The sequence below is a fragment of the Paraburkholderia sp. CNPSo 3274 genome, from assembly GCF_024206475.1.
GTDB lineage: Bacteria > Pseudomonadota > Gammaproteobacteria > Burkholderiales > Burkholderiaceae > Paraburkholderia.
Genome location: NZ_JAMBPR010000023.1, coordinates 67,258 through 92,962 on the forward strand (window position 1 = coordinate 67,258; position 25,705 = coordinate 92,962).

Here is a 25,705-nt window from a genome sequence, read left to right on the forward strand (position 1 = left end):
TGCTCGAACGACCCATGCGCGGTGACGATTTCGGCATAGTGCGCCGGGCGTGAAAGCGCGGCGGCCAGGGGGAACCCTGGCGCGTGCTTTCTTTAGTCTTTCACGAGCGCCAGTTGCTCCAGCTGGCGGACCACTTCGGCGCGCAGGCGCGGCGGCATGTTCTGGTAGCCGAGCAGGTCGGAGATCCACAGGCCGTCCGCTGCGAGCCGGCAGATCATGAGGCGGGCGGCGGCTTCGAGCGCAAGCGGGTCGGGGCGCGTCCACTTGCGCATGGGCGCGGCGTAGCGCTCGCGAATCGCGGGATCGGTCATCATCGCGGCCACCAGTACGCGCAGCACGTTGGTGCTGGCGGCGGGGCTCGCTTCGTCGATCGTCGTGTGCAGGTAGGCGCGTGCGGCCGCGCTGTGTTTCGGCGCGCCTTCCGCCACGCCTTCGTCGATGCGCGTATGCATCTGCTGCTCGAAGCGCGCCAGCGTCTGCTCGAAGAGCGCATCGAGCAAGCCCTGCTTGTTGGCGAAGTGATATTGCAGTGCGCCCTTGGTCACGCCCGCGCGTTCGGCCACGGCGTCGAGCGTCACGGCGGGCACGCCTTGATCGGTGGCGATGTCGGAAGCCGCTTGCAGCAACTGCGCGCGCACCTGGGCCGGGGCTTTCTTGCGGCGCGTGCCAACGGCAGGCGCCGCGTCCTTGCGTGGGGAAGGGTGCTTCGAGGTCGAGGGGGCCGGCGGAGCCGAGGGTGCCGCTGCGTCAGCCGCCTTCGCGCTACGCCTTGCCGCGCGCGCGGGCGCCTTGACGGAGGAGTCTTTCATGGCGGCGATCATACCATTGCAGGCTTCCCGGCTAAACATTCCGTACGGATGGTATGATCCGCCGATGAAAAATTCCGCCCCGCCTTTTACTGCCTCCGCAGCCGCCATGGCGGCGCTCGACGCCTCGATCATTCGCGGCCGCGAGGCACTCGCGCGACAGCAGGACGCCGATGGAAGCTGGTGCTTCGAGCTCGAATCGGACGCTACGATCACCGCCGAATACATTCTCATGATGCATTTCATGGGCAAGATCGACGCGGTGCGTCAGGAAAAGATGGCGCGCTATCTGCGCGCCATTCAGCGTTTGCAGACACACGGCGCATGGGACCTCTACGTGGATGGCGCGCCCGATGTCTCGTGCAGCGTGAAGGCGTATTTCGCGCTGAAGGCGGCAGGAGATTCGGCGAACGCGCCGCACATGGTGCGCGCGCGGGAGACCATTCTGAAGCTCGGCGGCGCGGCGAAGTCCAACGTGTTCACGCGCATTCTGCTTGCCACCTTCGGTCAGGTGCCGTGGCGCGCCACGCCGTTCATGCCGATCGAGTTCGTGCTGTTCCCGAAGTGGGTGCCCATTTCGATGTACAAGGTCGCCTACTGGGCGCGCACGACCATGGTGCCGCTGCTCGCGCTCTGTTCGCTGAAGGCGCGCGCGGCCAATCCGCATGACGTATCGATTGCCGAACTGTTCGTCACGCCGCCCGAACAGGAGCGCGAATACTTTGCGCGCGGCAAGGGCATCCGCCGGTTCTTTCTCGCGGCTGACCGGGCGCTGCGTCATATCGAGCCGCTGCTGCCGCGCGCGCTGCGCCAGCGCGCCATGAAGCACGCCGAGGCCTGGTGCGCCGAGCGCATGAACGGCGAGGACGGCATGGGCGGCATTTTTCCGCCTATCGTCTACAGCTACCAGATGATGCAGGTGCTTGGGTATCCTGAGGATCATCCGTTGCGACGCGATTGCGAGAATGCGCTGGAAAAGCTGCTCGTCGAGCGCCCGGACGGCAGCGTGTATTGCCAGCCATGTCTCTCGCCAGTCTGGGACACAGCGTGGAGCACGATGGCGCTCGAGCAGGCGCGCACGGTCGTGCCCGCCGATCCGGCAACCGCCACTATCAGCGACCAGGAACTGCAGCGGCGCATTACGCGTGCGTACGACTGGCTCGCCGAGCGTCAGGTGGACGACGTGCGCGGCGACTGGATCGAGAACGCGCAGCCCGACACGCCGGTTGGCGGCTGGGCCTTTCAGTACGAGAACCCGTACTATCCCGACATCGACGACACGGCCGTGGTCGCTGCCATGCTCCATCGTCGCGGCCTTGGGGAGGCGCGCAAAACGGGCGTGGACCCGTATGCGGCGCGGGTCACGCGCTCGCTCGACTGGATGCGCGGCCTGCAATCGCGCAACGGCGGCTTCGCGGCCTTCGACGCCGATTGCGACCGCCTCTATCTGAACGCGATCCCCTTCGCGGATCACGGCGCCTTGCTCGACCCGCCGACCGAAGACGTATCGGGCCGCGTGCTCCTGTGCTTCGGCGTGACGGGCCGCGCCGAGGACAAGACAGCGCTCGCGCGCGCCATCGAGTACGTGAAGGCCACTCAGCAAGCCGACGGCAGCTGGTGGGGCCGCTGGGGCACCAACTACATCTACGGCACGTGGAGCGTGCTGGCGGGTCTCGCGCTCGCGGGCGAGGACCCGAGACAGCCGTACATCGCACGCGCGCTCGCGTGGCTGCGTGCACGCCAGCACGCCGATGGCGGCTGGGGCGAGACCAACGACAGCTATATCGACCCGCGCCTTGCCGGCACCAACGGCGGCGAAAGCGCGTCGAACTTCACCGCGTGGGCGCTGCTCGCGCAAATGGCGTTCGGTGACTGGGAGTCCGAATCGGTGCGGCGCGGCGTGGCGTATCTGCTATCCGTGCAGCAGGCCGACGGGTTCTGGTGGCATCGCTCGCATAATGCGCCGGGGTTCCCGCGTATTTACTACCTCAAGTACCACGGGTACACGGCTTATTTCCCGCTGTGGGCGCTGTCGCGTTATCGGCGGCTGGCGAGCGGTGCGGTTGTGGTGCGAAACGTGGAAGAAGCCGCGCTCGCGGACTGAATTCGAAGCGGGGCGCAAGCGCCCCGCGTTGTTCGCTCAACGTGACTTCGCCAGCGTAATCGTTTCGAACAACTCATAATTCCCGGTCGGCGTTTGATCCGCACCGGGCGCGTGATAGTAATTCATCGTGATCGTCGTCTGGCCGCCGTGCGTGCCGGGATCGACGTCGAACACCGCAATGCCATAGCCCGTGCCCGTATCGCGCTGCGCTGACCAGATCGCGTCTTCGAGCGCATCCGCTGTGGGGCGCGCGAAGGTGCCCGCGGTCGTGCCCGGCACCGGGTGGTTGGCCTTCGTGAACACCTGTGCCTGCGGATTGCCGTTGCCGGCGTCCACGCCATACACATCGAGCGGCGCGCTCGTGCCGCCGCCGCCCAGGATCAGGTGGATCGTGCCGTGGCTCGTGTCGAAGGTGTTGCTCGCGCCCTGAGCGTGCGTGACGGGACGCGGCTGAAGCGTATCGACGCTCACGCCTGTCTTCGCATCGACGCCCGCGTGATGATTGCAGCCGCGCACCGGGTAGCTGCGCTCGTAGTCGTGATCGTGGCCGCACACCACGAGGTCCACGCCATAGCGGTCGAAGAGGGGCAGCCATGCTTCCCGAATGCCCTTGTCCGAGCCGTTGCCGGTTTTCGACGAGCTGAGCGCGTCCTGGTGCATCTGCACTACGATCCAGTCGATGTCGTCGTCTTCCTTCGCCTGCTTCAGGGTTTGCTCGAGCCAGCGCGTCTGCACGCCGTTGCTGTAGCCGCGCACGTAGAACGAAGCGCCCGGTTGAATCGGCGCGTTGCCCGTGCTCGCGGCAGGCACGAGCGGCGCGGGGCCGGCCACGAACGCGGCGGCGTCCTGGTAGACCACGTCGTCGGCGTCGAGCGAGACGAACAGCACGTTGCTCACGCGGAAGCTGTACCAGCGCCCCGAAAAATGCGTGCCGTTATCGGGCAGCGTATAGCGCGTGAGATACGAATTCAGACCCTGCGGGCCGTTGTAGAACTCGATCTCGTGATTGCCGGGGCACGGCATCCACGGACGATTCGCCGACGAGGTCTGATTGTTGTTGCCGAAGTCGCGCCACACATCGGTCTGGTGCGCGGGATTCAGGTTCGCGTAGCAGAGGTCGCCATTGAGCAGATGAAAGAGCGGCTGGAAGCGCTCCACGGCTTCCACGGCGAAGCGGCTTTGCGGCGACGACAGCACCCAGCCCGTGTTCGGCGTGGCGAGGTCGCCGTAGCTCGTGAAGCGAAACGGTGCGCGCCCGCGCGGCGCCGTGGCGAAGCTCGACGAAAACGGGCTGCTCGCGTGGCTGTCGTTATCGGCGGTGACTTCGTAGCGGTAGGTCGTGGCCGGGTCCAGCCCTCGCAGCCGTGCGTGATACGTGAATACGACGACGCCGGTGAGCCCGTCGGTATAGGTGCGCTGAACGGCGTGCACCGTCTCGCGTTTGCCGCGATCGGCGCTGTAGATCACGCGCGGATTCGTGGAGGAGGCGAGCGATGCCCACGAAACGACGACTTCGCGTGTCGGGTCTTCGCCCCAGGTGAGGTGGATCTGCTCGGGCGTGCCGTCGGGTGTGGTGGCGTCGGCTTTCGCGGTGCCCGCGAAAGCGCTGGCCGCGCTTGCGAAGCCGGAAGCGCCGGCAAGCTTGAGGAAGCCGCGGCGCGAGACACTGGCGCCGCTTTCGGTGGATGCATTCTCGGGGATCTCTTTTTTCGTCATGTCGTCTCGCCTCGGGAGCAGAGGGCGAAGCCTGCGCTAGCGGACTTGCATGACTGACGCGCGCGGGCGCAAGCATCGCAGGGTGAGTGTCTGCGCAACGATGGCTCGCTTGCATGACCTGGCGATGACACTGCCCTTGTTTACGTAGCTTGCCGGGTCGCGCTGATGTCGCGCGACCCGTTAAGCATGAGCTTAGAACTTCAGGTGCATGCCTGCTGCGACGACTGCTTGCGTATTGCTGGACGAAGCCGCGAGATTGTAGATCGACGCATTGCCGAGCACCGGGATGCCTTGCGCGCCAGAAACGCGCTGGTAGACGCCTTCCAGATACACGTCGGTGCGGCGGCTCAGCGCGTAGTCGGCCTGCAGCATGAACTGGTTCCAGTGCGGCGACGCGTTGCCTTCCGCGCGGCTGACCGAGCCGTCCGTATAGGTATAGGCGCCGCCCCGGCTCAGTTGCGGCGTGAGCGCATAACGGCCGTTCACTTCGAAGTTATTGAACGTCAGGTAATCGGCGTCGAACGCATTGAGCGAGCCGCCCTGGGCGATTTGCGTGGGCTCGTCGACCATCGTGCGCGTGAACACGAGGCCCACCTTCGCCGGCCCTATCGTATAGCTGCCACCCGCGCCGAGCGTGCGCGTGCGCGCCGCTACGAACATCCGGTCGTTGGCGGTGCCGCTGCCGGCGCTCAATGCGCCGTTCGTGGTCGAGCCGGGCTCGTTGCCCTGGAAGTACGCCACGCCCAGGTTGATCGGGCCGCCGTTCCACGAAGCGCCCATCGTGTAGGCGTTATTGTTCGAGAAGCCGCCGCCCTGGTTGCTGAACGCGTAGGCGCCTTCGACCTGGAAGCCCGCGTAGGTCGCGCTGCGGAACTTGACGGCGTTGTTCATGCGCACGTCGTTGTTGAGGTTGTCGTTGTCGAACGGGTGCATCGCGACGTTGCCGCCGAAGCCCGAGCCCGTGGCCGACATGGGCGCGATCATGTCCACGAGCGTGTCGTACTGGCGCCCGAGCGTGAGCGTGCCGTACTGGCCGCTGGAGAGGCCCAACCATGCCTGCCGGCCGAACATATAGCCGCCGTTGGAGCCCTTGCCGTTGACGACCGAGAAGCCGTTCTCGAGGTCGAAGATCGCCTTGAGTCCGCCGCCCAGGTCTTCCGTGCCGTGCAGGCCCCAGCGGCTCGTGCTCACGTTGCCGGACTGCATGCCCCACGTCGTGCCATGACCCGTGGACGACTTCTGATTGCTGACGTAGTCGAGGCCCGCATCGACCGTGCCGTAGAGCGTAACGCTGCTTTGTGCGTGAGCGCTCGTGCAGGCGGCGGCCGCCGCGAGCGCGAGGATGTTCAACAACGCCTTTTTCATTTCGGTTCCGTAGAGAAGAAGGATTCTTCGTGTGTGGCGGAACCGGAAATTTAGGCGAGGGCGATTACGCAAAACGTGTCGAAAATGGCCCGTAAAATGAAACTTCGTTTAGGTTCTTGATACGTTCAGGTCATCGGAAAATCCGGCTCCAGATTATGGTTGATAAATCAACCATAATCTGGAGGGTTAGCGCGATAGATGTCCGCTCGAGAGGAGGCGTCAAGGCGCCGCAAGTTTGACGTCAGAGGATTTGACGATGGCAACGACCGCCGCGCCGGCTCTCAGGCCGAGCTGGTCCAGGATTCGGGTTTCGATGACGGACGTGAAAATCCCGGCCGCTGTGGAGACATCGACCTCACAATGCTCCGTGCCTCTGATGATTCCGACAATTCGGCCGGGGAACTGGTTGCGAACGCGGGTCGTTGGAATATCCATGATTCGCAAACGTCCAGGGTAGGGGTAAAGCGCTGGACCATACCGCGCGGCGCGGCTCCCGGGAAATCGGGTTTTCCCGCAGCCGGGGCGAACTTATCGAAACTATCGGATTTCGTGATGACTGGTATCCGGAATGCAAAGTTGAGTAGTCAATCACATAGGCCTACCATTTCTAGCACATAGACGGCGTGGGGCGGCGGTTCCCGGACACCCGTCAGTCGTAAATGGAGGCCTCTAGTGGACCACGGCGCCCGAACTCAAAACGAAAAGCTGGAAATCAAGACCACGACCTGCTACATGTGCGCGTGCCGTTGCGGCATTCGCGTGCATCTGCGTGAGGGGGAAGTCCGTTATATCGACGGTAACCCGGAGCACCCCTTGAACCAGGGGGTGATCTGCGCGAAAGGTTCGTCGGGGATCATGAAGCAGTATTCCCCGGCGCGCCTCACGCAGCCGCTCATGCGCAAGCGCGACGCTCAGCGCGGCGAGGCGCAGTTCGAGCCCGTTTCGTGGGACGTGGCGCTCGAAACGATCGAGAAACGTCTCGCCCACCTGCGGGCAACCGACCCCAAAAAGTTCGCGCTCTTTACCGGCCGCGACCAGATGCAGGCGCTCACAGGGCTCTTCGCCAGGCAGTTCGGCACCCCCAACTACGCCGCCCACGGCGGCTTTTGCTCCGCGAACATGGCCGCGGGCATGATCTACACGATGGGCGGTTCGTTCTGGGAGTTCGGCGGCCCGGACCTCGACCGCGCGAAGCTCTTCATCATGATCGGGACAGCGGAGGATCATCACTCCAATCCGCTCAAGATCGCCATTTCGAAGTTCAAGCGCGCGGGCGGCCGCTTCATCGCTATCAACCCGATCCGCACCGGCTACGCGGCCATCGCCGACGAATGGGTGCCCATTCGTCCCGGCACCGACGGCGCGCTGTTCATGGCGCTGATCCACGAGCTGATCGAGGCCGACGCGTACGACCACGAATTCGTCAAGCGCTTCACCAACGCGGGCGAACTGCTGGACATGCGCACGGAAAACGACACGTTCGGCCTGTTCGTGAAGGACGCCAATCTTCCCGAGGGCAATCCGCTGTTCCCGCAAAACCATCTGTGGTGGGACGAGAACGCGGGCAAGGCCGTGCAGCATCACACGCCTGGCGCGCAACCCGCGCTCGACGGCCGCTATGTGCTGGACGACGGGACGCCGGTGGCACCTTCGTTTGCGCTGCTGCGCGAGCGCTTCAAGGAAACGACGCCCGAATGGGCGCAGGAAATCACGGGCATCGCGGCGGAGACGATCCGCCGCCTCGCGCGCGAGATGGCGCAGACGGCGCGCGACCACAAGATCACGCTGCCGATTCCGTGGACGGACGCGTGGGGCATGGAGCATGAAAGCGTGACGGGCAACCCCATCGCTTTTCACGCCATGCGGGGGCTGGCCGCGCATTCGAACGGCTTTCAGTCGATCCGCGCGCTCGCCGTGCTGATGTCGCTGCTCGGCACGATCGACCGGCCTGGCGGCTTCCGTCACAAGTCGCCGTATCCGCGCGCGGTGCCACCATCGGCCAAGCCGCCACGCAGTCCGAACGATGTCAAGCCGAATACGCCGCTGCCGTCGGGGCCGCTCGGCTGGCCCGCGGCGCCGGACGACCTCTTCATCGACGAAGCGGGCGATCCGGTGCGCATCGACAAGGCCTTCTCGTGGGAATACCCGCTGGCCGTGCATGGCCTGATGCACAACGTCATTACCAACGCATGGCGAGGCGACCCGTACCCCATCGACACCTTGCTGATCTTCATGGCCAACATGGCGTGGAATTCGTCGATGAACACGAGCGAGGTCCGCAAGATGCTGACCGACCGCGGACCGGACGGCGAGTACAAGATTCCGTTCCTCGTGGTGTGCGACGCGTTCCAGTCGGAGATGACGGCGTTCGCCGATCTGATCCTGCCCGATACGACCTATCTGGAACGGCATGACGCGATGTCGATGCTCGACCGGCCGATTTCGGAGTTCGACGGTCCGGTGGATTCCGTGCGCGTGCCGGTGCTCGAGCGCACCGGCGAGTGCCGCCCGTTCCAGGAAGTGCTCGTCGAACTGGGTAGCCGCCTGAAGCTGCCGGCGTTCACGACGGCCGAAGGCAAGCGCAAGTTCAAGGACTATCCGGACTTCATCGTCAACTTCCAGACCGCGCCGGATTCCGGCGTCGGCTTTCTGATTGGCTGGCGCGGCAAGGACGGCGACAAGGCGCTCGTGGGCGAGCCCAATCCCCGCCAGTGGGAGGAATACGCGAAGAATAACTGCGTGTTCCATTACAGGCTGCCCGAAGCCCTTCAGTACATGCGCGGCGTAAATGGGCCGTACCTGCAGTTCGCCGTGGAGAAGGGATTCCGTAAGTTTGGTGAGCCCATCCTTATCCAGCTCTATTCGGATGTCATGCAGAAGTTTCGCCTCGCCGCGCAGGGCAAGACGGATGCGCGCCAGCCGCCCGAGCATTTGCGTGCGCGCGTCGAGCGCTATTTCGACCCGCTGCCTTTCTGGTATGCGCCGCTGGAACTCGCCGCGACTGATCTCGAACGCTACCCGTTGGCGGCGGTGACGCAGCGCCCCATGGCGATGTATCACTCGTGGGATTCGCAAAACGCGTGGCTGCGCCAGATTCACGGCGAAAACTACCTGTATGTGAATCCGCGTATGGCGCAGGAAAACGGCATCGAGGACGGTGGCTGGATCTACGTCGAGTCGCAGTGGGGCAAGGTGCGCTGCATGGCGCGTTACAGCGAGGCGGTCGAACCGGGCACCGTGTGGACCTGGAACGCCATCGGCAAGGCCGCTGGCGCATGGAATCTCGGCCCGGACGCCAATGAGTCGCAACGCGGTTTCCTGCTCAATCACCTGATTACCGAAGAATTGCCATTCGGCGATGGCCGGCGCGTTTCGAACTCGGATCCCGTGACGGGGCAGGCCGCGTGGTACGACGTGCGCGTGCGAGTGTATCCGGCCGAGGCCGATGCCGACCACACGCTGCCGCAGTTCGCGCCGATGCAGCCCTTGCCGGGTTCGACCGGCACGGTTGGCCGGATTCAGGCGTATTTCGCGGGCGGCGGCAAGTTCGCTGCGCGTCTGCGCAATGTTGTGACAGGCAAGTAAGGAGGATCCCGAAATGACGCAAATGGCCTTGGTGATCGACCTGAACGTCTGTGTGGGGTGCCAGGCGTGCGTGACGAGTTGCAAGGAATGGAATACCTCGGGGCAAGCGGGGAGCCTTTCGGACGTGCGCCCATACGACGCCGATCCGTCCGGCACCTTCTTCAACCGCGTGCAGACCTATGAGGCCGGAGAGTTTCCGAATTCGGAGACCATTCACTTTCCGAAATCGTGCCTGCATTGCGAAGACCCGCCGTGCGTGCCGGTCTGCCCGACCGGCGCGAGCTTCAAGCGCAAGGAAGACGGGCTCGTTCTCGTCGACTACGACAAGTGTATTGGCTGCAAGTATTGCTCGTGGGCATGCCCCTATGGCGCGCGCGAACTCGACGAAGAGCGCAAGGAGATGACGAAGTGCACGCTGTGCGCGGACCGCATCTACAACGAGGCGCTGCCCGAGCGCGACCGCAAGCCCGCATGTGTGCTCGCGTGCCCGACGTCGGCGCGGATTTTCGGCGACATTCACGACCCCGAGTCGGATGCGTCGAAAGCCATTCAGGCGCGTGGCGGTTATCAGTTGATGCCGGAGTGGGGCACGAAGCCGTCGAATCACTATCTGCCGCGCGTGAAGACCGAAGGCAGTTGTGGCAGCGGATCGTGTGGGTGCAGCGGCGGCGCATCGGCATCGTCGCCGGTGAGCATGCTCGAAGCTGGCGAGCCCATCAATCTCGCGAACCTGGCGATCCGGCGCGGCACACCGGCCATGTCGCGCGAGAAGCGGCTCGATGATCAACCGGATTCGGGCAAGCTCAATCTTGCCGGCTTTGCAACGCGAGTGAAGTCGCTATTCACGCGCGCACAAACGGTTGCGACCAGGGAGATTTGAATGAGACCCGCATTTTCCGTTGTTTTCCTGACCACGCTTTCAGGTGCGGGGCAAGGTCTGTTGATCGCGCTGTTTGGCGTCGAGTGGCTTTCGCGGCTACACCCTGAATGGACGACGTGGCAACTCGTGCCGACTCAGTTCTACGTTTGCGGCGCTGCGCTCGCAGTCACGCTTGGCGTGCTGGGGCTCGTTGCTTCGATCTTTCACCTTGGGCATCCGGAGCGCGCGTGGCGTGCCATCGCCATGTGGCGCACCTCATGGCTTTCGCGCGAATGTCTCGCACTGCCCGTGTTTCTCGCAACGACGTTCCTCTACGGCCTCGCGCACTGGATGCATGCGTCGTGGTCGCTCGCCATCGGTGTGGTTGCGGTGCTCGCGAGCGCCAGTCTTTTTATCTGCACGGCCATGATCTATGCGTGCCTGCGCTTTCTTCAGGAGTGGGCTACGCCGCTCACGCTGGTGAATTTCGTGCTGCTCGGCTGCGCATCGGGCTTCACGATCGCAACGGCGAGCGCTGCGTGGCTTGCGCCCGGCATCGTGCCGGGCCTTGGGTTCGCGGCCGGTGTGCTGATCGTGGCCGCTTGCGTGAGCCGCGTCGCCGCACTCGCGCGCAATCAAAGGCTGCATCCGCGCTCCACGTTGCAAAGCGCCACGGGTATCCGGGCCGGGAAAGTCAGGCAGATTTCACGCGGTTTTACGGCGAGTGCCTTCAATTTGCACGAGTTCTTTCACGGCCAGTCCGACACCGTGATGCAATGGGTCAAGTGGGGGTTTCTCGCGGGCGCGTTCCTCGTGCCGCTGGCGCTGCTCGCAATGGCGCTGCATACGCTCTCCGCAACGTTGCTCGTCGCGGCGTGCATCGTTCAGTACGCGGGCCTCGTTGGGGAACGCTGGTTCTTTTTCGCGCAGGCGCGTCATCCGCAGAACCTGTACTACCAGCGCGCGGCCTGATGGGCCCCCGGGGCAGCGCCGATGCCCCGGGCGTGCTTCGCGCTTCGGTCAATCGACGATCTTCTTCGTGACCACGAGTGCGATCACGAGGAACACCACGCACAGCACCACAAAGATAAAGAACAGGATCTTCGCAATTGCGGCCGCACCGGCCGCAATACCCGTGAAGCCAAACAGGGCCGCAATCACGGCTATCACGGCAAAGAACAGCGCCATTTTTAGCATGATCGGTTTTCTCCTCGCGTGAAGGCGCCGCCACGTGGGCCGCGCGACTGGGTGGACTGACGGCGCACCTGCGCAGCAATCGATGTGCCCGGCCGGGGGCGCCGTCGAGGGTCGAAAGCGAACAAAACGTTCGCGAGAATGGATGCGCGTTGCGCTTAGAGGTAGGAGGTTCCGTCGATATAGGCCTTGCGCCAGCGAACGATCTTCACGCTCTCGAACAGCCCGACATGCGTGAACGGATCCTGCGCGATGAAGCGCTCGGCTTCCTCACGGGTTTCGAGGTCGACGATATAGATACCGCCGCCTGCGCTGCTGCCATCGTCGTTGAGCTTCGCGCCGCAGGCAAGCAACAGCGGCTTGTTGCGCGCGAGGAATTCCAGGTGTACATCGCGCTCGCGTGCCCGCACCTCGGCGTGACCGGGCTTGTCGAATGTTTCGATGAGAAAAGGCATGGCGCGTTCTTCTTAGTTGGGCACGATGGCCGAAGGATGCTGGGCGAGCGGCGTCACGCTGATCTTCAGGAACGGGAAAAGCGGCAGTGCGGTAAGCAGCGTATGGAGTTCGTCGTTCGATTCGACATCGAACACGCTGTAATTCGCGTATTCGCCGGCCACGCGCCACAGGTGGCGCCACTTGCCTTCTCGTTGCAGCTTCTGCGAGAACGCTTTTTCCTTAGCCTTCAGGGCGTCGGCGAAGGCGGCGTCGGTGCCGTGCGGAATCTGCACCTGCATGTGCACGAGATACAGCATGAATGGTCTCCGGTGAGGATGGGGTTCAGGGAAGGGCGCGTATGAGATCCGGTCAGCCCCAGGCGAGAATCGCAACCGAATAAACGATGCCGATCCAGAACATCATGATGACCGTGTAGCCCATGATGTCCTTGAGTTTGAGTTTGGAAAGCGCGAGGGCGGGCAAGATCCAGAACGGCTGTACAAGATCGTTCCATGCGTTGCCGAGCATCACGGCCGTCGAGGTATGGCCCACGGAGGCGCCGATGGTCTTCGCCGCTTCGATCATGAACGGTCCCTGAATGACCCAGTGGCCGCCGCCCGAAGGCGCGAAGAAGTTGATGACGAACGAACTGATCAAGCCCCAGAACGGCAGCGTGCCCGGCGTCGCGATCTTCACGAACGCTGCGGAAAACGTATTGACGAGACCCGAAGACGCCATGATCGCCATGATGCCCGCGTAGAACGGGTACTGCAGAATGATGCCGCTGATCGTGCGAATGCCTTCGTTGAGCTTCTCCACATAGCGGATCGGCGTGCCGAGCAGCAGGATGCCGAGGAACAGAATGAAGAAGTTGATGAGGTTCAGGTCGATCGAGCCGCCCTGCACGAAGTGCAGCGCGACATAGCCCATGCCGATCAGGCCGATCACGTAGCTCAGAATACGACTGTTGTTCAGGCGGTTGGCGAGCGTGTTGCCTTCGTCGAGATCCACGCCGAGCGCGGCGGCCTTCTGCTGCTTTTCTTCCTGGGCGCGATCGATTTCCCTGATCGGCTGACCAGGCTTGGGGTGCAGCCATGCGTTCAGGAGCGGCAGCGTGATGATGGTCACGAGGCTCGTGATGAGCATGGTGGGCGAGAAAATCGTTTCGGAGAGCGGAATGACGCCCATTTGCGCTTCGAGCGGATGTCCCTTCGTGGAGATCAGCACGGGAATACTGGCCGAAAGCCCGAGGCCGTAGAGCGTGAAGCCGCTATACGCCGAAGCGATGATGAGCGGGTAGTGCACCCCTTTCACACGCAGCGCGAGCTTGCGTGCGACGATCCCGCCCACCACGAGGCCGAAGCCCCAGTTCAGATAGCTGCCGATGCCGCCCACCAGCGTCGCGACGATGATCGCCATGCGCGGATCGTTCACGCGCGCCACCACGCGGTTCAGAAAGCGGTCGGTGAGCGGCGCGGTCGCCAGCACGTAGCCCATCGCGAGAATCACCGCCATTTGCGTGGTGAACGCGAGCAGCGCCCAGAAGCCCTTGCCCCAGCTCGTAGTGAGGGCCGTGACGGCTTGTCCTTGCACGATCACGGCAAGTGCCATCGTCAGCAGGGTGAGGCCGATCGCGAACACGAACGGATCGGGCAAATACCGGCGCATCAGCTCGGTAAAGAAAGCGGTGACTTTCTGCATGGAAGTGTCTCTATCTGAATCGTAATAGTTGTCGGGTCTCTTCGGCTCTCGGCGCGCGTTCGAGGCGCTTATGAGTCGTCGTGGCTTTGGGTCTTGCGATGGCGGGTGAGATGCATGAGCTGGCGGTCGCGCCAGCCCACACGCTCGTCCCATTGATCGAGCGGCAGCGCTGCCCGTCTCGCCGTCTCGACCTGTGCGACGAGTTCAGGTGTCCACGGGTCGTGCTGGCCGCGTTCTGCGCCCATGCGTGCGTACGAAGGGCCCATTTTCTGCGCATGCGAGGCGATGCCGCCGCGCGTGTTCAGGTCGACGGTCTCGAACGGGCCGATCACCGACCAGCGCGGGCCGAGGCCTTCGCGCATCACGGTGTCGATGTCTTCCACCGACGCCACGCCGTCGCGCACGAGGCAATACGCTTCGCGCAGCACGGCGCCTTGCAGGCGGTTGAAGATGAAGCCTTCCACTTCGTGCTTCACGCGCACGGGCTTCATACCGGCTTCGGCGTAGAGCGCGATCGCGCGCGTGGCCGCCGCTTCGGACGTGAAGGGTGCGGGCACGACCTCGATCACGGGCACGAGGTAGGGCGGGTTGCCGGGATGGGCGACGAGGCACCGCGCGCGGCCGGGTAGCGTATCGTCGACGAATTTCGAAGTCGCGAGAAACGACGAAGCGCTCGCGAGTATCGCTTCGGGCGGCGCGGCGCGGTCGAGCTGCGCGAAGATCTCGCGCTTGAGTTCGGCGCGCTCGGGCGCACATTCCTGCACGAGATCGGCTTGCGCGACAGCGGCTTCGAGCGTATCGACGATCGCGACGCGCGCGGCGATTTCTTTCGCGCTTTCGTCGAGCAGGGCGTATTGCGTGAGATCGTTCAGGCGCAGCGCAATCTCTTCAGGCGCGGCGGCGCGGCGTGCAGCGTCGGGATCGTAGAGGCGCACGCGCCAGCCGGCCCGCGCAAAGCAGATCGCGAACGCCACGCCGATGCTGCCCGCGCCGACAATACCGGCGCGGCGCGTGTTGCATGCTTGCGCAGGCGTTTCGAGGGCCGCCATCGTCAGACCCCCGCGACGCCAACGGTCATGCCGCCGCACACGTAGAGCACCTGGCCGGTCACGAAGCCGCTGCGCGCGTCGAGCAGATACGAGGCCGCGTGTGCGACATCGTCGGGCGTGCCTACGCGCTTGACGGGCACGGCATTGATGATTGCCTCGGTGCGCGGCGCGCCGGGCGGATTCGCGCGGTCGAACAGTTCGGTACGGATCGGGCCCGGGCCAATGGCGTTCGCGGTCACGCCGAATGCGCCGAGTTCGAGCGCCCATACGCGCGTCATGCCGATCAATGCGGCCTTGGTGGCCGAATAGGCCGTGCGCAGCTCCTTACCGAGCGCGGCGCGCGACGACATGTTGACGATGCGGCCGAAGCCCGCAGCCTTCATGCCGGGCAATAGCGCCTGCATGCACTGCTGCGCGCAGCGCACGTTGAGCGACCATGCGCGTTCGAGTTCTTCGAGCGTCTGGTGCTCGGCGTCGTTGGGCACGACCACGCCCACGTTGTTGATGAGGCGCGTGATCGGGCCGCCTTCCAGCGCGCGGGCGAGCGCGGCTGCCGTTGCCTGGGTGTCGGAGAGATCGGCGATGATGCCGTCGCCCACGCGGTCGATGACGACGGCTTCGTAACCGTCAGCCTCGCAGCGCGCGGCGCACGCGGCGCCGATGCCAGCGGCGCCGCCAGTAATCAGGACTCTTTCTTTAGCCATGTTGTTCAGGAATGCGGACAAAACAAAGGATTACGGATTAGTTCATCAAACTGTTGCAACGGGCGTGACAGGCGAGCCCATGGCGCCCGGCAGCCGCAGCGGGGGCGCGGTGAGCATAAAGCGCGAGCGTTGGTGCTCGCGCAGCCACTGGGCAAGCTCGCGCAAATACCAAAGCTCGCCCAGCGGCAGACCGAGCTTGAAGAGGCAGTGATGATGCAGCGGCATGAGCGGGTGCTCGCCAGGCGTGGCCGGCGCACGCGCGGGGTAACGTTCGACGGCGTAGTTGTCGGCGGCGAGCGCGGCGATGCCCGAATCGGTGATCCATTGCAGCAGACGCTCGTCGCGCCCGTCGAGCGCGCTGCAGTGGCTCGACAAAATGGCTTCGTCGGGCTGGCGGTTCATTTCGAGCACCATCTCCGCGAAGCCGGTGCGCAGCACGAGCATGTCGCCGCGCTCGACTTCCACGCCGTCAGCCTCGATCACGCGCATCAGGTCGTCGTAGCCCACGGTGCGAAACTCACGGCCAAAATGCGCGGCGAAATCGATCAGCACGCCGCGGCCTTGCATGCCCTTGACGGCAAGGTGCTCGATGCCGAGCACCTCGGCATGGCTATGCTCGCCGCCGCACGCGTGAGGCGCAAAGTTGTCTTCCGCGCGATATTCCATCGGGCCGACCACGTCCACGTTCGCGCGATAGCCGTTGTAGTAAACGCTCTCGGCCGTGCCGTCGCCGTTGGCGTCGAAGCGCGCGCCCACGTGCGCAAGCGAATCCCACTGCGTGGAGTATTGGAGCGAGAGCAGCACCTGATCGTCGCTCACCACGTCGATCGCGCCCGCAACGTTCCGCGCGAACGGGAAGTTCACATAGGGCAGGCCGTCGCGGAAGGTGGGACGAAGCACCGGCGGATGGCGGCGCACGTTGAGCTTGCTGTCGCCGGGAAAGTCGAGCGGCAGAGAAAGGGTGAACGTGAGACCCGCGCGTATCTCCTGCGCGCCCTTGAGCACCTGCTCCGCGCCAATGAGATTGGGGCGGCCCAATTGATCGTCGGGGCCGAAGTCACCCCAGTTCGAGCCTTCCGGCCGGTTCTTCCAACGCATGCTTAACCCTCCACTTCAGGAATTCCGCGCTTGCTCACCGCTACATTCAGTGCCCGAGGCATTTGACGTGCCTTACGCGGCGAGCAGCGTTGGCGGGATTTGCGCGTACACCTCGAGCAGCGCCTTCACGGCGTTCTGCTCGTTCTTGAGAAGACGCGCCTTGGGCGCGCCGATGACGAGCGCAAACGCCTCACCATGAATCAGGAAACCGCGCGCGAGGCCGGCGACGTCCTCCACGCTCTCGCCCGTCGAGCGATGCCAGCCGTCCGTTACGCCCTGCTCGACGTCGCGCTCGAACGCGCCGCGGTCGATCACCGTGCCATTGGCCGAGTGCAACTGCGGCTCGCAACTGTCGAGCAGTTTGCGGCGCGCGGCCGGCGCGAGCGCGCCGAGCAGCGCCTTGCCCGCGGCGCTCGCAATGGTCATGAAGCCGCCCGGCTCGTCGCTGTAGCGGATCTTCTGGCGCGACTCCATCACGTCGAGATAGACCACGCGGTTGCCCGCAAGCGTGGCGAGCGCGGCGGTTTCGCCGGTCGCGTCGCGCAGCGCGGAAAGCAGCGGCTGAAACATCAGCGTGAGCGGGTCCTCGCTGCAGATGTCGCGCGCCACGTGCAGCAGGCGCTGCGTGGGGTAATAGCCCGCTTTCACGCCCGGCGCGTACAGATAGCCTTTGGCCACCATCGTCTGCAACAACGCGTGGCAGCTCGACAGCGGGATCTCGGTTCGACGCGCAATCTCGCTGTAGATCATCGGTTGCCGGACTTCGGCAAAGAGGTTGATTACGTCGAAGACACGCACTGCAGTTTTCACATCCATGAGAGCATTATCGGCATATCGATAACGAGCTGACAATACGATTACGGGTAAACACCTAAATCGTCGCAATCGCGGCCCACGCGGGCGGCGGGCAAACCGAGGGTTATCCCTTGGTTGACGCTAATGAGCGACCGTTTCATAGTCCGCACCTTCCGGCACTTTGTTCGATAAATGAAAGGTGGTTCGTAAGGCGAACGAAACAAGGTGGTGAAGCTGCCGATCGCCGAAGTGCTGCGCCATCACAAGGGGCTCGTGGCGATGGGCGTGGGCGCTTGCGTGATCGCGCTCTCGGCCACGTACTTCAAGACCACGTTCGCGCTTTCGTGGGCCGTGACCTCGATCGGGTTCGACCGCACGCAGTTCCTGAGCGTCATCACGTTCGCGATTGTCGTGCAGTTGATCGTGCAACCGTTCGGCGCGGTGCTCGCCACGAAGATGGATCTCAAGAAGGCGATCATCTACATGCTCGTGCCCGAGATCGTTGCGCTGCCGCTGATGTTCTCGATGATCGCCACCGGTTCGACCTGGCTCGCGATGATCGGCATGGCGCTCGCCTCGATTCCGCATTCGCTCTACTACGCGGCCATGGCGGGCATGCTGGCGAAGGCTTTCCCCGCGCAGGTGCGTTACACCGGCATTTCGCTCGCTTATCAGATTTGCGGCATGGTGTTCGCGGGCACGACGCCGATTCTCGGCCAGTACCTGTTGAGCGCCACGGGCAGCATTCTTTCGGTGGTTGCGCTGGGGGTGGTGCATGTGCTCATCACGCTGGTTTGCGCGCTGATGCTGGTCGCGCGCATGCAGGGCGAGGGCACGCTGGAGACGCAGCGCGCGGTGGCGCGGGTTTGATCTGCTGAATACCGATGCTGAATGGCAGACGGGGCGCGGGCGATCGAGTCCGCGCCCCGTTTGCGTTTAGCCCCAACCGCCTAACCCCGCGCCTTCTCCGCCTCTTGATAGAACTCGCGCAGCGACTGCCCGAAGGTGGTGTCGACATCGCGCAGCACGCCCGCGCGCGTGAACATCGCAACCGGCGGCAGCGTCCAGTCGAGCGTGTACGGCACGATCGCCACGCCCGCGAAGTGCACGAGTTCCTCGGCAATATCGGCGGGCACGATTGATACGGCGTTCTCGTTCGTGCTGATCATCTCGCCGATCAGCCGCGACGTGTAGCTCTCCACGATAGGCACGGGCGGCGCCACGCCCGCGTGCAGAAAGAGGTCGGAAATCTGCTCGCGGATGGGCGTGTGCGGCGCGCCCAGGATCCAGTCCAGTTCGACCAGCTTTTCCCAGTCGAGCTTGCCGCGCGCGAGGCGCGCCGCGAGCCGGCGGCTGGCGATGAGCCGCGGCTTTTGCTGATGCAGCACCTCGAAGCGCAACTGCGAGACATCGACTGCCGAAGACGCGCGCCCGATCACGATATCGAGCGTATGGTCGCGAAGCTGTGGCAGGAGCGCGTCGCTCGTGCCTTCGTGAATCGTCATGGTGACGCGTTGCGGCAGCCGTGACTGCGTGAGGCGAATGGCAGCGGCGAGCGTGCGCCCCGAGATGAACGGAATCACGCCTACGTGCACGCGCGTGGCGTGCCCGGCCACCACGGCTTCGATGTCGCGCGCGAGGTGGTCGAGGTCGTGCAGCATGGCCTGGGCGCGCGCGAGCACCACGTTGCCGAGCGCCGTGGGCGTCATGCCGCGCGACGAACGGTCGAAGAGCGGCGCGCCGAACATGCTCTCCATTTCAGCGAGCGCGTTGGTGACGGCGGGCTGGCTCGTCGCCATGTGTTCCGCCACGCGCGTGAGCGAGCCGTGCTGGCGGATCTGCAGGAGCAGGACCAGATGGCGCATTTTCAGGCGCGTATTCAACCGCCTCGTCACGTCGTCAATGCTGAAAGACACGATTCCCCAGGGTATTACCAAAAAATGATGGCCCCATACTAAATCAAAATGGGCACGTTATGAGGGCTCTCTAGAATCGTCTCATTCGAACACGCTTGACCGCGCCAGCCTCGATCCACGTGAGCTGCGCGAGCCGGGCCCTATCCATATCGAGTGAGGAACATGAACAAGACCGATCGTCAGGCCGCTCTGGAGTATCACGAATTTCCCACGCCGGGCAAGATTTCGGTGACAGCCAGCAAGCCGCTCGTCACCCAGCGCGACCTCGCGCTTGCCTATACGCCGGGCGTGGCCGTGGCCTGCGAGGAGATCGTCGACAATCCGCAGAACTCGTTCCGCTACACGGCGCGCGGCAATCTGGTGGGCGTGATCACGAACGGCACGGCCGTGCTGGGTCTTGGCAACATCGGCGCGCTGGCCTCCAAGCCGGTCATGGAAGGCAAGGCGGTGCTCTTCAAGAAGTTCGCCGGCATCGACGTGTTCGACATCGAAATCACCGAAAGCGACCCGGACAAGCTCGTGGACATCATCGCGAGCCTCGAAGCCACCTTCGGCGGCATCAATCTGGAAGACATCAAGGCCCCCGACTGCTTCACGGTCGAGCGCAAGCTGCGCGAGCGCATGAAGATTCCGGTCTTCCACGACGATCAGCACGGCACCGCCATCACCGTTTCGGCCGCGTTCATGAACGGCCTGAAAGTGATCGGCAAGGACATTACGAAGGTCAAGGTCGTGACCTCGGGCGCGGGCGCAGCGGCGCTGGCCTGTCTGGACCTCATGGTGGATCTGGGTCTGCCGCTCAAGAACATCTGGGTAACCGACATCGACGGCGTGGTCTACCAGGGCCGCACGACGCTGATGGACCCGGACAAGGAACGCTTCGCGCAGGACACTTCGGCGCGCTCGCTTTCCGACGTGATCGAAGGCGCGGACGTGTTCCTCGGTCTTTCGGCGGGCGGCGTGCTCAAGGCCGAAATGGTCAAGAAGATGGCGGACAAGCCGCTGATTCTCGCGCTCGCCAACCCCACGCCGGAAATCTTCCCCGAGGTCGCGCTCGAAGCGCGCCCGGACGCGGTGCTCGCCACGGGCCGTTCGGACTTCCCGAACCAGGTCAACAACGTGCTGTGCTTCCCGTACATCTTCCGCGGCGCGCTCGATGTGGGCGCAACGACCATCACGCGCAACATGGAAATCGCGGCTGTGCATGCGATCGCCAGGCTCGCCGAAGAAGAGTTGAACGATTCCGTGGCTGCCGCATACGGCGCCTATGATCTGCGCTTCGGCCCGAAGTACCTGATTCCGAAGCCGTTCGACTCGCGTCTGATCGTGCGTATCGCGCCGGCGGTTGCGAAGGCGGCGATGGAAGACGGCGTGGCCACGCGCCCCATCGACGACTTTGGCGCCTACACGAACGAGCTGCAGCAGTTCGTGTATCACTCGGGCGCATTCATGAAGCCGATTTTCGCGGCCGCGAAGCAGTTCGTGCGTGACGGCGGGAAGTCGCGCATCGTGTTCGCCGAAGGCGAGGAAGAGCGCGTGCTGCGCGCGGTCCAGGTGATCGTCGACGAGAAGCTCGCGCGTCCGATCCTGATCGGCCGTCCGGAAGTGCTGCTTGCCCGCATCGAGAAGTTCGGCCTGCGCCTGAAGCTCGGCGAAGACGTGGAAGTCACGAACCCCGAGTACGACGAGCGCTTCCATCAGTACTGGACGACCTATTGGGAACTGCGTTGCCGCGACGGCATTTCGAAGGAAATGGCGCGCGTGGAAATGCGCCGCCGCCTCACGCTGATCGGCGCGATGATGGTGCGCCTGGGCGACGCGGACGGCATGGTGTGCGGCACGGTGGGCGCGTATCACGACCACCTGCGCTTCGTCGACGAAGCCATCGGCATGCATCCCAATGCGAAGACGTATGCGGCGATGAATATCCTGCTGCTCGACAAGCGCACGGTCGCGATCGTCGACACCCACGTGAACGACAACCCGAATGCCGAGCAGATCGCCGAATTCACGCTGGCCGCGGCACGCCAGATGGAATGGCTGAATCTGCAGCCGAAGGTTGCGCTGCTCTCGCGGTCGAACTTCGGCTCGGGCAGTTCGGCTTCGGGCACGAAGATGCGTGAAGTGCTCAAGCTCGTGACGCAAAAGAATCCCGATCTGGAAATCGACGGGGAAATGCACGGCGACTGCGCGCTGGACGAAGCACTGCGCTTGCGTATCCTGCCGCATTCGAAGCTCAAGGGCGCGGCGAACCTGCTCGTGTGCCCGAACGTGGACTCGGGCAACATCGCCTACAACCTGCTCAAGACGGGTGCGGGCAGCAACGTGGCGGTCGGCCCGTTCCTGCTGGGTGTGAATGCGCCGGTGAACGTGCTGACGTCGAGCTCGACCGTGCGACGCATCATCAACATGGCCGCCTTGACCGTGTTGCAGGCGAACCGCGACTGAGTTCAGGCACAGGACGCACGCGATGCGTCCCGATGAAAAGCGCGCGATGGCTTCTGGCTGTCGCGCGTTTTTTCTTTTGAGTCAGGCCGGCGTATCGGCTAGCTGTTCGTCGATCAGGCGGCGGGCTGCGCTGTAGCCGCCCATCAACGCGTCGATATCGGAGCTGAAGGGCAGCCCGGCGGCGTTGTCGATTTTCAGGGGCGAGGGGAGGGCGCGTTCGTCGATCGCCACGATGCTCACCACCGCTGCATAGCGAGGTCGTTCGATTTCCAGGCGCTCGAGCGGGATCGTGCCATTCGCCTCGACGCCAACGCGGATTGCGTAGCCGCGATATTCATAGGTGCGATTCATGACTGCATTGCCGTACGGATTACAAAGTGCAAGGGTACGGCGCGCGAGCTTAAGTCAACCTTACGTAAGCACCGTACGAACCGGAAGAGACCTTATCACGTTGCGCACGAATCGAGGCAACACGAAAGGCGCTGAAAGGCGTTGGTTGGTAAGGTGCGCAAAGGATTTTCGTCCGACGAAAAAAGCGTATTCGCAGGCGCCTTTCCTTAAGGTTCTCTTCAGCTTGGAGCAGGCACGATCTCATAACTTTGCCCAGCGTCGCGCATTGCCATGCGCCTGACATTCGCCTGGCGTAGGGTGGAACCAGCCAGACTGGATATCGTTGTCCGCGCAACTTTCTGGAGTGCAGCCCCATGAAGCCGCCGACCGATCGCCTGCACGCTTACCTGTTCGTTGCTTCGCTTTCGGCGATTCTCATTCAGGTCGCCGTGTTCATTTCGATTCTGCTGCTGCACGTGCCGGAACGCGCGTTCGAGTCGTCGCCGTTTCGTGTGGCCGTGCTCGCGGCAATAGGTTGCGTGCTCCTCGGGGTGCGCAGGCAAGCGCGGCGCGCCACACGCGAGGCCGAGTCCCGCAACCGCAGTCAGGCGAAGCTGCGTGCTACGCGCGCGGCGTGCGCCTCGAAGCGCGCGGCCCGCGCGCCGCTGCGGGCGCGCCATATCCGCAACGCCATGACGGCTGCTGCGGCCCGTTCGAGCGCACGTTGAGGCGCCAGGCGCGCGCGAGCCTCAGCCGTCCACCGGCGCGGCGGGCATCTCCAGATTGAGCTGGTAAAACGCGGCGTCCAGCCAGCGTCCGAACTTGAATCCCGCTTCCTTGATCGTGCCCGAGTGCGTGAAGCCCAGCTTGGCGTGCAGCGCGATGCTGCCGGCATTGGTGGCGTCGATGCAGCCCACCAGCACGTGAATCTGTTCCTCACGGGCGCGGCGGATCAACTCCAGCAGCAGGCGCTCGCCGAGGCCGCGGCCGCGCTGGTCGCGGTGCACGTAGACGCTGTGCTCGACCGTGTACTTGTTGGCGGGAAATGCGCGAAACGTGCCCCAGCTCGCGAAGCCGAGCAGCGTGCCGGTCTCGTCTACGGCACCCACTACCGGAAAACCGTTCGCGCGCTTGGTGCCGAACCACGTGACCATGGCCTCGGGCGCACGCGGCTTGTAGTCGTAGAGCGCGGTTGAATTGACGATCGCGTCGTTGAGGATATCGAGAATCGCCGACGCATGGTCCGCTTCGTTGCAATCGATGAAGCGCACGCCGTCGCTCTGTGAATTCGAATTCATAGGGAATCCTCTTTAAATGAAAAGGGTGGCAGATCGAGGCGAATGACGCGGGTTCAGATACCGCTTACGTCGCAAATGGCGACGACGTAGTGCGCGGCCTGAGAGCCTGGATTGCTGAAGATCAGCGGCTGATCGAGCCGCATGGCGAGGCAATCGCCCGCGTGAAGCGAATGCCGTTCATTGCCCAGCTCCACGTCGATCCGTCCTTCCATCACCCAGACCTGCTGGTGAATCACATTCTCGCGGCTGCCCGTTTCGTAGGCTACGCGCGCGCCGGCCGGGAAATCCACTTCGACTAGCTGGATTGGCGAAGGCCAGTTCGGCGGCGACACGCTCCGGCGCGTATAGCCCGACTGCGGGTCGCGCCACTGTGCCTGCCGTTCGCGCCGCACCAGCGGCTCGGTGGGCGTGCTCTCGCTGCTTGCGCCGAAGAGGCTCGCCATCGAGACCGAAAGCCCCGCCGCGAGCTTTTCGAGCACCACTGCCGTGGCGCTGGCGGCGCCGCGCTCGATCATCGAGATCATCGAACGGCTCACGCCGCTGCGCGTGGCCAGCGCGTCGAGCGTCAGACCGCGCGTTGCGCGCAAGTCGCGCACACAGCGGGCAATGCGCGCGTTGATGCCGGCGTCGGTCGGGCTATCCATTGGGTTTGTTTCCAAGATGATGGAACCATTATCCAGTAAATTGGAAATTGCGGTCAACAAAAAAGCGTGCGGCCCGGTATCGGGGCCGCACGCTCGGCCGGGTTACGGCTTTTCCGGCAGGAACCAGTTCATCACGAGCGCGCAGATGCCGCCCGTTGCGACGCCTGATTCCAGCACGTTCTTGAGCGCATGCGGGAGGCTGGTCAGAATCTCCGGCACCTGTGAGACGCCAAGGCCCAGCGCGAGCGACACCGCAATGATGAGCAGGGCGCGGCGGTCGAGGCGAGTGCCCGCGAGGATGTTGATGCCGGAAGCGGCCACCGCGCCGAACATCACCATGGCCGCGCCGCCCAGCACGGGTTCGGGCACGGCCTGCAGCACGCCGGCCACGGGCGGGAAGAGGCCCAGCACGACGAGCATGCCGGCGATCCAGAGGCCTACGTGGCGGCTGGCAATGCCGGTGAGCTGGATGACGCCGTTGTTCTGCGCGAACACGGAACTGGGAAACGTGTTGAAAAAGCCAGCGAGCAGTGAGTTGAAGCCGTTCACGAGCACGCCGCCCTTGATGCGCCGCATCCACACGGGACCTTCCACCGGCTCTTTCGAGACCTTGCTGGTGGCGGTGACGTCGCCGATCGCTTCGAGCGAAGTCACGAGGTAGATGATCAGCATGGGCACGAAGAGCGACCACGAGAAGCCCAGACCGAAGTGCAGCGGGGTCGGAATCTGGAACAGCGCGGCTTCGCGTGCGCCGGTGAAGTCGAGCCGACCCATTGCGCCCGCAACGATGTAGCCGATGGCGAGTGCAATGACGAGCGCCGTGCTGCGCACCCAGACGACTGGCACGCGGTTGAGCACGATGATGGTGCCGAGCACGAGGCCCGAGAGCGTGAGGTTCTGGACGCTCGCGAAGTTGCCCCTGGCGATGGCGCCATAGCCGCCGCCCATGCTGATGAGGCCGACCTTAATGAGCGTGAGGCCGATCAGCAGCACGACGATGCCGGTGACGAGCGGGCTGATGAGGCGCTTGATGAAGGGCAGGATGCGCGAAACCGCCATTTCGACGAACGAGCCCGCGATGACGACGCCGAAGATGGCGGCCATCACGGTTTCGACGGCCGTGCCTTGCTTGACCATCAGGCTGCCGCCCGCGATCAGCGGGCCAACGAAGTTGAAGCTCGTGCCCTGCACGATGAGCAGGCCCGCGCCGAGCGGCCCGACGCGCTTGCATTGCAGGAAGGTGGCGATGCCGGAAATCACCAGCGACATCGAGACGATCAGCGTGGTGTCGCGGCTGGAGACGCCCAGCGCCTGGCAGATCAGGAGTCCCGGCGTGACGATCGGCACGAGGATCGCGAGCAGATGCTGGAGCGCGGCCACGAAGGCGATGGTGGGCGCGGGGCGGTCGTTGGGGCCGTAGACCAGGTCGTGGGTGGGGTCGGTGTCGTCGGCGCCGTGAGTCGCGGCGCGTGGGGTCGATGAGGCGGATTGCATCGGGAGCGGCTGATGAACAGGGAAAGCGCAGCATTTTAACGGAAGCTCAGGGGGAACCCTGGGCGCGCCCGCGGCCCCCATGACTTGCGTACGGCATGCATCGGCTTTCTCCTGAGTCGGGTGGGCAAGCCCTTACAATAGGTCGGTCCTCACTTGCATGCCAA

24 protein-coding genes are annotated in these 25,705 nt (G+C 64.2%); 7 read left to right on the forward strand and 17 right to left on the reverse strand.

Features of this window, described 5'->3' with window-relative positions:
* Window positions 1-92: 92 nt before the first annotated feature.
* Window positions 93-809 (reverse strand): TetR/AcrR family transcriptional regulator, encoded by a 717-nt coding sequence (locus M3I54_RS17740; RefSeq protein ID WP_254338088.1) that lies wholly within the window; start codon window positions 807-809, stop codon window positions 93-95.
* Window positions 810-873: 64 nt separating this feature from the next.
* Between M3I54_RS17740 and shc the strand changes: the two genes are divergently transcribed.
* Window positions 874-2,910 carry a squalene--hopene cyclase gene (shc, locus tag M3I54_RS17745; RefSeq protein ID WP_254338090.1) on the forward strand — a complete coding sequence of 679 codons (2,037 nt, stop codon included), beginning with the start codon at window positions 874-876 and terminating at the stop codon, window positions 2,908-2,910.
* 36 nt (window positions 2,911-2,946) lie between these two features.
* Here the strand turns inward: shc and M3I54_RS17750 are convergent, their stop codons facing one another.
* From M3I54_RS17750 to M3I54_RS17760, 3 genes are all read right to left on the reverse strand, one after another.
* Window positions 2,947-4,626, reverse strand: coding sequence for a fibronectin type III domain-containing protein (locus tag M3I54_RS17750; protein ID WP_254338092.1), 1,680 nt, complete (start codon window positions 4,624-4,626; stop codon window positions 2,947-2,949).
* Window positions 4,627-4,818: 192 nt separating this feature from the next.
* On the reverse strand, window positions 4,819-5,991 hold the full coding sequence (locus M3I54_RS17755) for a porin (RefSeq protein ID WP_254338094.1): 1,173 nt from the start codon (window positions 5,989-5,991) through the stop codon (window positions 4,819-4,821).
* Window positions 5,992-6,210: 219 nt separating this feature from the next.
* Complete coding sequence (locus M3I54_RS17760; RefSeq protein WP_254338096.1) at window positions 6,211-6,426, reverse strand: TOBE domain-containing protein; 216 nt, start codon at window positions 6,424-6,426, stop codon at window positions 6,211-6,213.
* A gap of 237 nt (window positions 6,427-6,663) precedes the next feature.
* Between M3I54_RS17760 and M3I54_RS17765 the strand changes: the two genes are divergently transcribed.
* The 3 genes from M3I54_RS17765 to M3I54_RS17775 are packed head-to-tail and all read left to right on the forward strand — an operon-like array spanning window position 6,664 to window position 11,407.
* Window positions 6,664-9,576, forward strand: coding sequence for a molybdopterin oxidoreductase family protein (locus tag M3I54_RS17765; protein ID WP_254338099.1), 2,913 nt, complete (start codon window positions 6,664-6,666; stop codon window positions 9,574-9,576).
* A 13-nt stretch (window positions 9,577-9,589) separates the two neighbouring features.
* Window positions 9,590-10,456 carry a 4Fe-4S dicluster domain-containing protein gene (locus M3I54_RS17770; RefSeq protein ID WP_254338101.1) on the forward strand — a complete coding sequence of 289 codons (867 nt, stop codon included), beginning with the start codon at window positions 9,590-9,592 and terminating at the stop codon, window positions 10,454-10,456.
* On the forward strand, window positions 10,457-11,407 hold the full coding sequence (locus M3I54_RS17775) for a DmsC/YnfH family molybdoenzyme membrane anchor subunit (RefSeq protein ID WP_254338103.1): 951 nt from the start codon (window positions 10,457-10,459) through the stop codon (window positions 11,405-11,407). It begins immediately after the preceding gene.
* Window positions 11,408-11,455: 48 nt separating this feature from the next.
* On the opposite strand, the gene M3I54_RS17780 is transcribed toward M3I54_RS17775, so the two are convergent.
* The 8 genes from M3I54_RS17780 to M3I54_RS17815 form a co-directional block, all read right to left on the reverse strand.
* Window positions 11,456-11,632 (reverse strand): DUF1328 family protein, encoded by a 177-nt coding sequence (locus M3I54_RS17780; protein WP_028203043.1) that lies wholly within the window; start codon window positions 11,630-11,632, stop codon window positions 11,456-11,458.
* A gap of 155 nt (window positions 11,633-11,787) precedes the next feature.
* Window positions 11,788-12,084, reverse strand: a complete 297-nt coding sequence (locus M3I54_RS17785) for a YciI family protein (RefSeq protein WP_254338105.1) — start codon at window positions 12,082-12,084, stop codon at window positions 11,788-11,790.
* 12 nt (window positions 12,085-12,096) lie between these two features.
* Window positions 12,097-12,381, reverse strand: coding sequence for a muconolactone Delta-isomerase (catC, locus tag M3I54_RS17790; protein ID WP_254338107.1), 285 nt, complete (start codon window positions 12,379-12,381; stop codon window positions 12,097-12,099).
* 52 nt (window positions 12,382-12,433) lie between these two features.
* A complete protein-coding gene (locus M3I54_RS17795) occupies window positions 12,434-13,765 on the reverse strand; it encodes a short-chain fatty acid transporter (RefSeq protein WP_254338109.1) in 1,332 nt (443 codons plus the stop codon).
* Between the two features lie 68 nt (window positions 13,766-13,833).
* Window positions 13,834-14,814: a 3-hydroxyacyl-CoA dehydrogenase gene (locus tag M3I54_RS17800; protein ID WP_254338111.1), complete on the reverse strand. Its 981-nt coding sequence runs from the start codon at window positions 14,812-14,814 to the stop codon at window positions 13,834-13,836.
* Window positions 14,815-14,816: 2 nt separating this feature from the next.
* Window positions 14,817-15,518 carry an SDR family oxidoreductase gene (locus tag M3I54_RS17805; RefSeq protein ID WP_254338113.1) on the reverse strand — a complete coding sequence of 234 codons (702 nt, stop codon included), beginning with the start codon at window positions 15,516-15,518 and terminating at the stop codon, window positions 14,817-14,819.
* 45 nt (window positions 15,519-15,563) lie between these two features.
* Window positions 15,564-16,616, reverse strand: coding sequence for a cyclase family protein (locus tag M3I54_RS17810; protein ID WP_254338115.1), 1,053 nt, complete (start codon window positions 16,614-16,616; stop codon window positions 15,564-15,566).
* A 72-nt stretch (window positions 16,617-16,688) separates the two neighbouring features.
* The gene (locus M3I54_RS17815) at window positions 16,689-17,432 is read right to left on the reverse strand and encodes an IclR family transcriptional regulator (protein ID WP_254338118.1); all 744 of its coding nucleotides are present in this window, start codon (window positions 17,430-17,432) and stop codon (window positions 16,689-16,691) included.
* A 207-nt stretch (window positions 17,433-17,639) separates the two neighbouring features.
* Between M3I54_RS17815 and M3I54_RS17820 the strand changes: the two genes are divergently transcribed.
* Window positions 17,640-18,281, forward strand: a complete 642-nt coding sequence (locus M3I54_RS17820) for an MFS transporter (RefSeq protein WP_254338120.1) — start codon at window positions 17,640-17,642, stop codon at window positions 18,279-18,281.
* 80 nt (window positions 18,282-18,361) lie between these two features.
* Here M3I54_RS17820 and M3I54_RS17825 read toward each other — a convergent pair whose 3' ends face one another.
* Window positions 18,362-19,276, reverse strand: a complete 915-nt coding sequence (locus tag M3I54_RS17825; protein ID WP_302059007.1) for a LysR family transcriptional regulator — start codon at window positions 19,274-19,276, stop codon at window positions 18,362-18,364.
* 213 nt (window positions 19,277-19,489) lie between these two features.
* Between M3I54_RS17825 and M3I54_RS17830 the strand changes: the two genes are divergently transcribed.
* Entirely contained in the window at window positions 19,490-21,775 is a 2,286-nt protein-coding gene (locus tag M3I54_RS17830) for an NADP-dependent malic enzyme (RefSeq protein ID WP_254338124.1), read from the forward strand.
* 81 nt (window positions 21,776-21,856) lie between these two features.
* Here M3I54_RS17830 and M3I54_RS17835 read toward each other — a convergent pair whose 3' ends face one another.
* Window positions 21,857-22,126 carry a hypothetical protein gene (locus M3I54_RS17835; RefSeq protein WP_254338126.1) on the reverse strand — a complete coding sequence of 90 codons (270 nt, stop codon included), beginning with the start codon at window positions 22,124-22,126 and terminating at the stop codon, window positions 21,857-21,859.
* Window positions 22,127-22,479: 353 nt separating this feature from the next.
* On the opposite strand from M3I54_RS17835, the gene M3I54_RS17840 reads away from it, so the two are divergent.
* The gene (locus M3I54_RS17840; protein WP_254338129.1) at window positions 22,480-22,833 is read left to right on the forward strand and encodes a hypothetical protein; all 354 of its coding nucleotides are present in this window, start codon (window positions 22,480-22,482) and stop codon (window positions 22,831-22,833) included.
* Window positions 22,834-22,854: 21 nt separating this feature from the next.
* Here the strand turns inward: M3I54_RS17840 and M3I54_RS17845 are convergent, their stop codons facing one another.
* The 3 genes from M3I54_RS17845 to M3I54_RS17855 all read right to left on the reverse strand — a co-directional run bounded on the left by M3I54_RS17845 (window position 22,855) and on the right by M3I54_RS17855 (window position 25,541).
* A complete protein-coding gene (locus M3I54_RS17845; protein ID WP_254338131.1) occupies window positions 22,855-23,403 on the reverse strand; it encodes a GNAT family N-acetyltransferase in 549 nt (182 codons plus the stop codon).
* Between the two features lie 53 nt (window positions 23,404-23,456).
* Entirely contained in the window at window positions 23,457-24,047 is a 591-nt protein-coding gene (locus tag M3I54_RS17850) for a helix-turn-helix domain-containing protein (protein ID WP_254338133.1), read from the reverse strand.
* 102 nt (window positions 24,048-24,149) lie between these two features.
* Window positions 24,150-25,541 (reverse strand): uracil-xanthine permease family protein, encoded by a 1,392-nt coding sequence (locus M3I54_RS17855; RefSeq protein WP_254338136.1) that lies wholly within the window; start codon window positions 25,539-25,541, stop codon window positions 24,150-24,152.
* Window positions 25,542-25,705 lie beyond the last annotated feature (164 nt).